Source organism: Catenibacterium faecis (genome assembly GCF_014306455.1).
Classification (GTDB): domain Bacteria; phylum Bacillota_I; class Bacilli_A; order Erysipelotrichales; family Coprobacillaceae; genus Catenibacterium; species Catenibacterium mitsuoka_A.
Genome location: NZ_JACRWG010000021.1, coordinates 25213 through 35705 on the forward strand (window position 1 = coordinate 25213; position 10493 = coordinate 35705).

The 10493-nt window shown below is 34.3% G+C and carries 9 protein-coding genes and 1 pseudogene; 8 read left to right on the forward strand and 2 right to left on the reverse strand.

The window, feature by feature from the left end; translation table 11 throughout:
* The 8 genes from H8909_RS06365 to H8909_RS06400 all read left to right on the forward strand — a co-directional run bounded on the left by H8909_RS06365 (position 1) and on the right by H8909_RS06400 (position 8829).
* Entirely contained in the window at positions 1-591 is a 591-nt protein-coding gene (locus H8909_RS06365) for a V-type ATP synthase subunit E (protein WP_187012221.1), read from the forward strand.
* A gap of 19 nt (positions 592-610) precedes the next feature.
* Positions 611-2362, forward strand: a complete 1752-nt coding sequence (locus H8909_RS06370) for a V-type ATP synthase subunit A (RefSeq protein ID WP_187012222.1) — start codon at positions 611-613, stop codon at positions 2360-2362.
* Positions 2363-2373: 11 nt separating this feature from the next.
* Positions 2374-3822, forward strand: coding sequence for a V-type ATP synthase subunit B (locus tag H8909_RS06375; protein WP_022425827.1), 1449 nt, complete (start codon positions 2374-2376; stop codon positions 3820-3822).
* Positions 3815-4450, forward strand: a complete 636-nt coding sequence (locus H8909_RS06380) for a V-type ATP synthase subunit D (protein WP_117458656.1) — start codon at positions 3815-3817, stop codon at positions 4448-4450. The genes H8909_RS06375 and H8909_RS06380 overlap by 8 nt, the downstream gene beginning before the upstream one ends.
* Positions 4451-4915: 465 nt before the next feature.
* Positions 4916-5410 (forward strand): Panacea domain-containing protein, encoded by a 495-nt coding sequence (locus H8909_RS06385; RefSeq protein ID WP_226793659.1) that lies wholly within the window; start codon positions 4916-4918, stop codon positions 5408-5410.
* Positions 5411-5893: a hypothetical protein gene (locus H8909_RS06390; RefSeq protein WP_187012224.1), complete on the forward strand. Its 483-nt coding sequence runs from the start codon at positions 5411-5413 to the stop codon at positions 5891-5893.
* A gap of 100 nt (positions 5894-5993) precedes the next feature.
* Positions 5994-7139 (forward strand): MFS transporter, encoded by a 1146-nt coding sequence (locus tag H8909_RS06395; protein ID WP_187012225.1) that lies wholly within the window; start codon positions 5994-5996, stop codon positions 7137-7139.
* A gap of 160 nt (positions 7140-7299) precedes the next feature.
* Positions 7300-8829: an NlpC/P60 family protein gene (locus H8909_RS06400; protein ID WP_187012226.1), complete on the forward strand. Its 1530-nt coding sequence runs from the start codon at positions 7300-7302 to the stop codon at positions 8827-8829.
* Between the two features lie 6 nt (positions 8830-8835).
* On the opposite strand, the pseudogene H8909_RS06405 reads toward H8909_RS06400, so the two are convergent.
* Positions 8836-9870, reverse strand: a pseudogene (locus H8909_RS06405) (DUF6179 domain-containing protein); the annotation flags it as partial.
* A 30-nt stretch (positions 9871-9900) separates the two neighbouring features.
* Positions 9901-10242 (reverse strand): hypothetical protein, encoded by a 342-nt coding sequence (locus H8909_RS06410; protein WP_187012228.1) that lies wholly within the window; start codon positions 10240-10242, stop codon positions 9901-9903.
* Positions 10243-10493: the final 251 nt, after the last annotated feature.

Genomic DNA, 10493 nt, shown 5'->3' on the forward strand with positions numbered 1-10493 from the left:
ATGGAAGAAAATCAAGAAGTATTTCTCTCAATGAAGAATGAGATTGAAAAACAGTCTCAAAGAGAAGTCGATGCAATCATGGCTGAAGTAAAGAAGATGGAAGAAGAAGCTTATTCTTCTATGCGTGCTGAAGCTAAGAAAGATGCAGATTTAAGACTTAAACAGGAATTAGATGAAATGCAGTCAGAATCAGCTGCAGAAATTTCTGAATCCCATGTTGAGAGACAGAAAAAGCTTATTAATAAACGTGATGAGTATGTGGCTACAATCTTCAAGAATGCGAGAGAAGAATTAGTCGCATTTACAAAAACACCTGAATACAAAGAATTCATGGTCAATAAGGCTAAGAAGCTTGCAGGTGATTATATGCCTCATTCAGTTATTTATGTAAAAGAAGAAGACTTAGGTCTTGCTGATGATTTAAAAGCTGCTTATGGTGATGCTGAAGTGAAAGTTGGAGATATCACTATTGGTGGTTTAATTGTTGAAAACACAGAAAGCTCTATTGTTCATAACGAAACATTAGAATTCGCATTAAAGAATCAGAAAGAATGGTTTAACCAGCATTCTGGTTTAATCATTAATAAATAAAAGAAGGGGGATAAACAAGTTGAAAGAAAATTTAATTTATTCAATCAACGGCCCGGTTGTTAAAGTAAAAGATACAGATGCCTTTTCAATGCTTGAAATGGTGTATGTAGGTAACAGTAAATTAATGGGTGAAGTTATCTGTATTACTAAAGAATTTACTACTATCCAGGTTTATGAAACAACTACAGGTCTTAAACCAGGTGAACCAGTATTCCCAACAGGTCAGCCTATTTCTGTAACACTTGGTCCTGGTATCTTAAGAAATATTTATGATGGTATCGAAAGACCACTAGAAGAAATCGCAAAAGAAAGTGGTGCTTTCATTCCTACAGGTAGTGCTGTAGAACCACTAGATACAAAGAAATTATGGGATGTTACTCTTACTGTTAAAGTAGGTGACCATGTTGAAGGTGGTACTGTATATGCCAAGATTCCTGAAACAGACATGATCGAACATAGATGTATGGTTATGCCAGGTATGTCAGGTACAGTTACTGAAGTAAAAGAAAATGGTCAGTATACAATCAACGATGTAGTTATGGTCTTCACTGATGATGAAGGTGTAGCTCATGAATGTACATTAACTCAGAAATGGCCAATCAAGACACCTCGTCCAGTCAACAAACGTTTACCTATCAGTATGCCACTAGTTACTGGTCAGCGTGTTATCGATACATTGTTCCCTATCGCTAAAGGTGGAACAGCTGCAATCCCAGGAGGATTCGGTACTGGTAAGACAATGACTCAGCATCAGCTTGCTAAATGGTGTGATGCCGATATTATTGTCTATGTAGGTTGTGGTGAGCGTGGTAACGAAATGACTCAGGTTCTTGAAGAATTCCGTGAACTCGTTGACCCTAAGAGTGGTAAGCCATTAGTAGACAGAACTGTCCTCATTGCGAATACATCTAACATGCCAGTTGCTGCTCGTGAAGCATCTATTTATACAGGTGTAACACTTGCTGAATATTATCGTGACATGGGTTACCATGTTGCTATCATGGCTGACTCAACATCTCGTTGGGCTGAAGCCTTAAGAGAAATCTCTGGTCGTCTTGAAGAAATGCCAGCAGAAGAAGGTTTCCCAGCTTACTTACCTTCTAGATTATCTCAGTTCTATGAAAGAGCTGGTTATATGGAGAACTTAAATAACACAAATGGTTCAGTTACAATCATTGGTGCCGTATCTCCACAGGGTTCTGACTTCTCAGAACCAGTTACTCAGAATACTAAACGTTTCGTACGTACATTCTGGGCTCTTGATAAAGCATTAGCTTATGCAAGACACTATTTCGCTATCAACTGGAACTTATCTTATTCAGAATATATTCCAGATCTTGAAAGATGGTATTCAAAGAATGTTGATCCTAAATTCATGAGAGATAGACAGGAATTAGCTTCTATTCTTGCAGAAGAAACTAAATTAATGGAAATCGTACAGTTAATGGGTTCTGACGTTTTACCAGATGATCAGAAACTTGTTATTGAAGTAGCCAGAGTAGTTCGTGTAGGTTACTTACAGCAGAACGCTTTCCATAAAGATGATACTTATGTACCACTTGAAAAACAGCTTAAGATGATGGAAGTAATCCTTTACTTAAATAACCGTTGTCAGCAGGTTGTTGCTCAGGGTAAACCTATTCGTACAATCATTGAAACAGGTATCTTCGATGAAGTTGTTAAGATGAAATATGATGTACCTAATAATGATTTAAGTAAATTTGATTACTATTATAAGAAGATTGATGCAATTTGTGCATCTATTGACTAAGGAGGGGTAACATGGCACTTCAATATGTAGGTTTAAGTGAAATTAATGGACCACTCGTCGTATTAGATCACGTTAAAGATGCATCTTATGATGAAATGGTTGAACTACAGTTAAAAGATGGTTCAACACGTTCTGGTCGTATTGTAGAAATTGAAGGTGAAAGAGTTGTTGTTCAGGTATTTGAAGGAACTAACGCTTTATCACTTGCGAATACTAAGACAAGACTATTAGGTCATCCAATGGAATTACCATTATCAATGGAAATGCTTGGCCGTGTCTTCTCTGGTGCAGGTAGACCAATTGATGGTCTAGGAGATATTTATGCTGAAAAGAGTGCTGATATCAACGGTCAGCCTCTTAACCCAGTTTCTCGTGTATATCCAAGAAACTATATCAACACAGGTATTTCTTCTATTGACTGTCTAATGACTCTAATCAGAGGTCAGAAGCTACCAATCTTCTCAGGTTCTGGTTTACCTCATAACCAGTTAGCTGTACAGATTGTAAAACAGGCTAAAATTGCCGATGAAGCAGGACAAGGCTTCGCTGTTGTCTTTGCTGCAATGGGTGTTACTAATGACGTAGCCAACTACTTCAGAAGATCATTCGAAGAAGCAGGGGTTATGCAGAGAGTAGTTATGTTCATGAACTTATCTAATGACCCAATCATCGAACGTATCTTAACACCTCGTTGTGCATTAACTGCTGCTGAATATTTAGCATTTGAACATGATATGCATGTTCTTGTAATCTATACCGATGTTACTTCTTATTGTGAAGCATTACGTGAATTCTCTTCAAGTAAAGGTGAAATCCCAGGTCGTAAAGGTTATCCAGGTTATCTTTATTCTGACCTTGCTTCATTATATGAAAGAGCTGGTATTGCAAAGGGTGCTAAAGGTTCTGTTACACAGATTCCAATCCTTACAATGCCTAACAACGATATTACACACCCAGTTCCTGACTTAACTGGTTACATCACAGAAGGACAGATTACTCTTGATCCTGAATTAAATGCGACTGGTATTTATCCACCAGTTGGTGTTCTTCCATCACTTTCAAGACTTATGAAGGATGGTATCGGTGAAGGCTTTACAAGAGCTGACCACCAGGATGTTGCCAACCAGTTATTTGCATGTTATGCCCATGTACAGGATGTTAAATCATTAACATCAGTTATCGGTGAAGATGAATTATCAGAAGCTGATAAGAAATATATGGAATTTGGTCGTCTTTTCGAGCAGCACTTCCTTAATCAGGGATTCGATACAAATAGATCTATCGAAGAAACCCTAGACCTTGGATGGTTACTATTATCAGTTCTTCCAAAGAATACATTGGACCGTATTGATAATGCTGTTGTAGATAAATTCTATGATCATGAAAAAGCAGTCAAAGAATTTAATTTACACGAAGATGTAGTCATCAAAGAATTGAAAGACGCTGTAACTAATGGCTAATCAGGTTGTCCCTACTAAAGGGAATTTGATGGCAACCAAGAAGTCTCTTGAACTTGCTAGACTTGGTTACGACCTGCTCGATAAGAAAAGAAATGTCTTAATTAAAGAAATGATGTCATTACTTGATGATGTAAAAGAAATCCGTGATGACATCACTGATTCTTATGATCGTGCTTATGCAGCATTACGTGAAGCTAATGAATCTTTAGGTATTATTTCTGATGTAGTAGAAGGTGTACCTATTGATGATGGTATTAGTGTTAAGTATCGTTCAGTTATGGGTGTAGAATTACCTAAGATTGAATATGAGAAAACACCATTAAGAGTTGGTTATGGTTTTGAACGTGCGAACTCTAAGGTAGACTATGCTTATATCTGTTTCTATCATGTAAAAGAAATGACAGTAAAGCTTGCAGAAGTAGAAAACTCTGTATATCGTCTAGCGAATAATATTCGTAAGACACAAAAGCGTGCTAACGCATTACAGAATATCTCTATCCCTCGTTTTGAAGCCACTGTAAAGATGATTACAGAAGCCTTGGATGAAAAGGACAGAGAAGAATTCTCAAGACAGAAAGTTATTAAAGCACAAAAGAATAGACAAGAAGCTGCAAAAAGAAAGGCATAACTGGTACCTCGTGTACCAGTTTTTTTATGCATTAATACCTATGTGAATCCTTTTTTCGTAAGTTGTGAAAATACTTTTAGCCATAGGCATTTCGTTTTATTTAGTTTGACCTTGTTATTCATGCTTATAAAATTTATCGTAGAGAATATATAAAAATACTATGTCGATGAACTTAGACTGTCTTCTATGCTTATCAAGACCATATCTGATGGGGAAGTCAGAATTATCCTAAGGAATAGGAACAAAATAATCTGATAAATGATTGAGAAATCTATATAATGAATAAGAAAATAACCACTTTGTGCAGTATAAAAAAGTAGAACATAAAGTGAGGTGTATGAAATTATGAGATTTGTGAAGAAAGTGAAAAACATGATATCAAGTTGGTTGAATCGTTTGTTGTACAAAGCTATAATGAGTTTGAAAATTATGGATCATTTAAATTTTCAAATGGGGGGATGCAGCATGACAGCAAAGATAGCAATTGTGGATAAACCAATAAAAGCTGATATCACTGATGTGGCAGATTGGTTCTTATTAAAAGGGAATATGTCAAACAAAAAGATTCAGAAGCTTTGTTATTATGCACAGGCATGGAGTTTAACACTTTTGGATCAGGATATAGCTAGTCATTCTGAATTTGAAGCATGGGTACATGGTCCAGTAAATCGTACTTTATACCAAGTATATGATGGCTATGGCTGGCACGAATTAAAGATTACTAATCGTGAAGAAACTATGGCTAGAATGGAAAAACTGTTCACTCCAGAGCAGGTTGAAGTATTAGAAGCAGTCTGGGATACTTATGGAGAGTATGGGGCTGATCAATTAGAGGCTTTAACCCATACAGAACTCCCATGGTTAGAACAAAGAACAGGTTTAGGTAAATTTGAAAGTAGTCATAATGTGATTTCTTCTACTACTATGAAGGAATACTATAATTCTATTAAAGTTAACTAAATGAGCAAGAGAAAACTGATTGAAATTAAGAAAATTAAAAAGGAAAATTTTGTTCTTGCTAACCAATCGATTAACGCAAAGAATCATCCAGAAATTAATTTTAAATATTTATGGAAATGCAATGTGGGGTGTTTTAAAAGCTTAAGCAAATATAACTATAAGTATAAGGAAGAGAAAGTGTTTGATCAATTGCAGCAGTTTCTATATGAAGTGGACCAGTGCTCCAACTTAGATGAAGTTATTACTCAATACACATCTTCCAAAGGAAGCAAAGTGGATCCATCTAATACTTATTTACGAAGATTGAAAGCAACTTTTGAAGATGCATATCCAGAAGAAAAAGAATTATTAAAGTCTGGTATAATTCATATACATTTAAAAAGAAATGGTAAAAATAAGTTTGTTATGTTTGGCATTCATTATGAGAGTGTATTTTTTGTGCTAGCTTTTGATCCAAATCATAGTTTCAATAAACGAGTCTAACTCATTGAGTTAGGCTTTTTCACAATTCCCTTACATTATATGAAAAATTGAAGATTTTTTGTTATATATAGTTATAATGTAACTCATTGGAGGGGACAACATGAAAAAGAACAGCTATTTGTATCATGCTGGTACATCATTTTTCTTTTATTTCGCATTTGCATGTTACAATGCAATGCTTGCTTTATATTTAAGTGATATTCACTTTAATGCACAGCAAATATCACTTATTACTTCATCAGCACCACTATTCTCAATTTTTGCTCAGCCTTATCTAGGAACATTGGCAGACCGCTTCCGTTCACCTAGAAAGGTATCTTTAGTAGCATTATTTATTACAGTAGTAATGAATATGATCTTTATGTTCTCACATCAGTTAATTATTCTATTAATTACTAGTGCGACTATTCTTGCCTTATTTAATGCAGTCACACCATTAACGGACAGAATCGGTGTTTCTTCACCTTATGACTTTGGTAAGATCAGATTATGGGGTTCTGTTGGTTATGCCATTAGTGCTCAGTTATGTGGTTTAGTTTATGATGTGATTGCACCTATTTCTATCTTTGTTATTTTCCTCTTTGGTACAATAACAGTTCTTATCTGTATACTAAGAGTCAATGATCCAGAAGTAGTGCAGACTGAAACAAAAGTAGAATATAGCTCAAAAGAAGCCTATAAGAGCCTCTTTAAGAATAAACAGTACATTATATTCCTATTAATCTCTTTCTTCTTCTGGGGCGCTTGTACAGCTAATTTCACTTATATCTCAGTATTTATTAAATCAGTAGGTGGAACAGCATCCATGGTAGGTACATACCAGTTATTTGCGACATTATTTGAAGTACCTGCAATACTTGCAACTGACTTTATTATTAAGAAGTTCTCATATAAACATATCATGCTCTTTGCATGTGCCATGTCTATAGTCAACTTTGTCTGGTATGCAACATTACCTAATCCAAATTTAATTGTGGCAGTATTTGTATTCAAAGGCCTATCTACTATTCTCTTTACTATGATTACAGTAAGATTAATCATGGAAATTGTAGAAGATAAGTATGTCTCTACAGCTTTTGGCTTACAGGCAACAGTAGGTAGAGGAATTGGTGCTGCAGTCGTACAGTTAATTGGTGGAAAACTGATTGATAGCTTCTCTACAATGACACCATTCTATTTGTTTTTATCCGTATTAATTGTAACCGCTTTAGTATTATCCTTAACATTTAAAGAAAAACGTGCTTGATACCATATTTCTTACAACATTATTAAATAATTCTTAATCAAAAAAGAGTTGATATATTCAACTCTTTTTTATATTTCTTAAAAAATTCTTAAGAAAGTTCTTTATTTTTTTGTACAGAGTGATATAATAGTCATTGTCGTAAAGAAAGGGAGTGGATTACATGGATAAGAAAACTAAAGAAGTTGTAGATTTCATGCTAGATCGTATTAAAACTCAGAAGACAATGTTTATTCCAGTAGTCGCTATTTCAGCATTTGCATTAGTAGGTTATGCAGCAGCTGATAGAACAGCGCCTGTTGTTCATTCAAATAAGCTTGAAGTACCATTTGGTACAGAATTAAAAGCAAGTGATTTCACTGTATCAGATAATAGAGATACAGTAAGTGTTATTAAAACTGAAATTGATGATACTTCTTATCAGAAGGATCAGATTGGAACTTATAAAGTTAATGTTACTGTAAAGGATGCATTCAACAATGAAACAACTAAAGAAGTTGAAGTTAAAGTTGTTGATACAGAAGCACCAGCATTAGAATCAGTAAATAATGATGGTTATGTAATCAATGTTGAAGCAAACGGCAACAATGATTTAAAACAGTACATCAAAGCAACTGATAATGTAGATGGTGATGTTTCTGATTTCATTACTTTCGATCGTGGCTTAGATACATCTGTTTTAGGTGAACAGGTAATTCATGCAACTGTTGAAGATAATGCAGGTAATAAATCAGAAAAAGACTTTACATTCAATGTTGGTGATACAATTGCGCCAGAAATGAATTTAAAGAATGGTAATATCACTGTTAACTATGGTGATGGTTTCGATATTCACAATTATGTTGATATTAAGGATAACTATGATGTGAACCCTACAGTTACTGTAGAAGGTAATGTAGATACTAGAAATATAACTGATGCACAGCCAATCAAGGTAACTGCAACAGATAGTTCTGGAAACCAGACTTCAAATGATTATGAAGTAAAAGTTGCAGATATGACTGGACCAGCAATTACATTAAAGAGCGATAATGTAGATGTGAAGTATGGTACTTCATTTGATCCTAAATCAAACTTAGCATCAGCTATCGATAACTTAGATGGTGATGTAACAGGTAAAGTAGAAATTACTGGAACTGTTAATACAAACAAAGCTGGCGCTTATCGTGTTTATTATAGAGTCACTGATAATGCTGGTAATAGATCTGAAACAAGTGCAAAGATCAATGTATCTGCTGCACCAGTAGTACAAGTAAAAACTAACAACAAGAACAACAAGAGCAACAAAGGCGGAAGCTATAACTTTGGTGGTCTTGGAGGAGGTGCTGCACAGGGTGGTATCGTTGGAACAGCACGTTCAAGACTTGGCTGTGCATATCGTATGGGTGCATCTGGACCAACAGTATTCGACTGTTCAGGATTCACTTCTTGGGTATATAGTCAGAATGGTAAATCATTACCTAGAACTGCAGCAGCTCAGTATAGTGGAACTTCAAGAGTATCTAAGGATGGCTTAACAGCTGGTGACTTAGTATTCTTCGCTGGAACTTATAAATCAGGTATCTCTCATGTAGGTATCTATATTGGTGGCGGACAGTTCATCCATGCTGCAAACTCTAAGACAGGTGTAGTTGTTTCTTCATTAAATAGTGGATATTATTCTGCACATTATGCAGGAGCAGGTAGAAGATAAGAAGGTTCAAAAAGAACCTTCTTTTTTTATGTATTGTGGATAAGTGTTGAGAACTTCTGTTGTGATATAGTGAGATAGTATTTCTTGATATGTGATAGATGTATCTAATTCGCTAATGATATCTGCGATAGATGTTGAATGCAGAAATGTGTCAAGTTCAGGAATAATGAGTTTTAGGATAGAAACAATTTCTATTGCGGTTAAAGAGCTCATAAAGGCTGTGTATTCTTCATTTATTAGAATATCCTGTTCTAAGAAATCTATTAGATCGTAGATACTTAATTGTTTTAATAATGTGATATCTCTGGAATATTCAAATTGATTGAGAATCTCATAGAAATCAGCACTTTCGTGACTAAAAGTTATTTGATAACTATCCTGTGGATAAATAATAGGAATCTTGTTGAAGGATGCAATAATGTTTTCTTTAAATAAATCAATCATAGGATAATGGAAAAAACTTATAATAGAATTTATTTCTTTAACTTCTTTTTTGTCATGAATAATTAAACCAGGTGAATTATAAATAGATATATGTGTTATGCATTGATGAACCACTAGTTCAAAGAAGTTAATCTGTAAGTCATATACAGATGTCTTAATAGTCTTTTCATAGTCTTCAATAAATGTTTCTAAATCATCAAATAGACTGCAGAAATGATTCTCTTCACTGAGTCTCTTTAAATAGTAAAGTACAAGATCAGTTCCTCTTAAATGATACATATCATGATAAAGAGGAATACCATCAATAAGAGGATAATCCAAATCTACGGAAATATCACAATAATGAAATAATGCATCTTTTCCTGTAACAGATTGAATAAAGAAAGGAATCTGTTTCTTCAAAACATTCAGATACTTTTCATTATTGATGGGAAGTAATTGAATACTCTTATAAATTCTTTGTATTTCTTTGATATCTGATTGTATAGATTGAATACCTTCGTCGAATGTTTCTCCATGTTCTAAAATATAATCTATAGTATCTAGAATATGCTTGAAGTCTTCTAAAGAAATAGAAGTACTTTGGTTATGGTTATAATGAAAACAAGTTCTTTGACTAGAGAAGGATCATAATTCTTCTCTGTATCTAATAGTCTCAATTCGATAGGTTCCACCTTCTTTCAATAATATTTCTATCACACGATTGATAGATTGATAGTGATAAAGTGCATTTCTGATATCTTCATCACTAGATGTAATATCTATTCTGCTTCTGATGATATAAAACATTGTGATAATATGCTTCAAATGAGAAATAGAAGAATAACCAAGAAAAGGTTCAGTGATAAAAACAGCTTTGTCGGAATCAGTTTCTATCCAATGCAGATCTCTACATACTTTGATCAAATGATTGGTAAGAATCATTTTCTCTTTTTTATTAAGTTTGCGATGTTCAATAATTTGATTCATAGGCACCTCCTGCTATTCTTAATATCATATATTCTAAAAAAGAACAAGAATTGAAAAAATAGCGAAAATATGGTAATATAAGGGCAGAAAAAAAGTCATACACGTTTTGATATGATGACCTCCCAGTAGACAGTGCAAATAATTAAAAGCACTGTTTGCTGAGGAGGTTTTCTTATGGGAAGAAAAAGTAAGTTTTCAAAAGAACAAAAAATTGAAATATGTAGAAGATACTTAGATGGCAGTGAATCAGT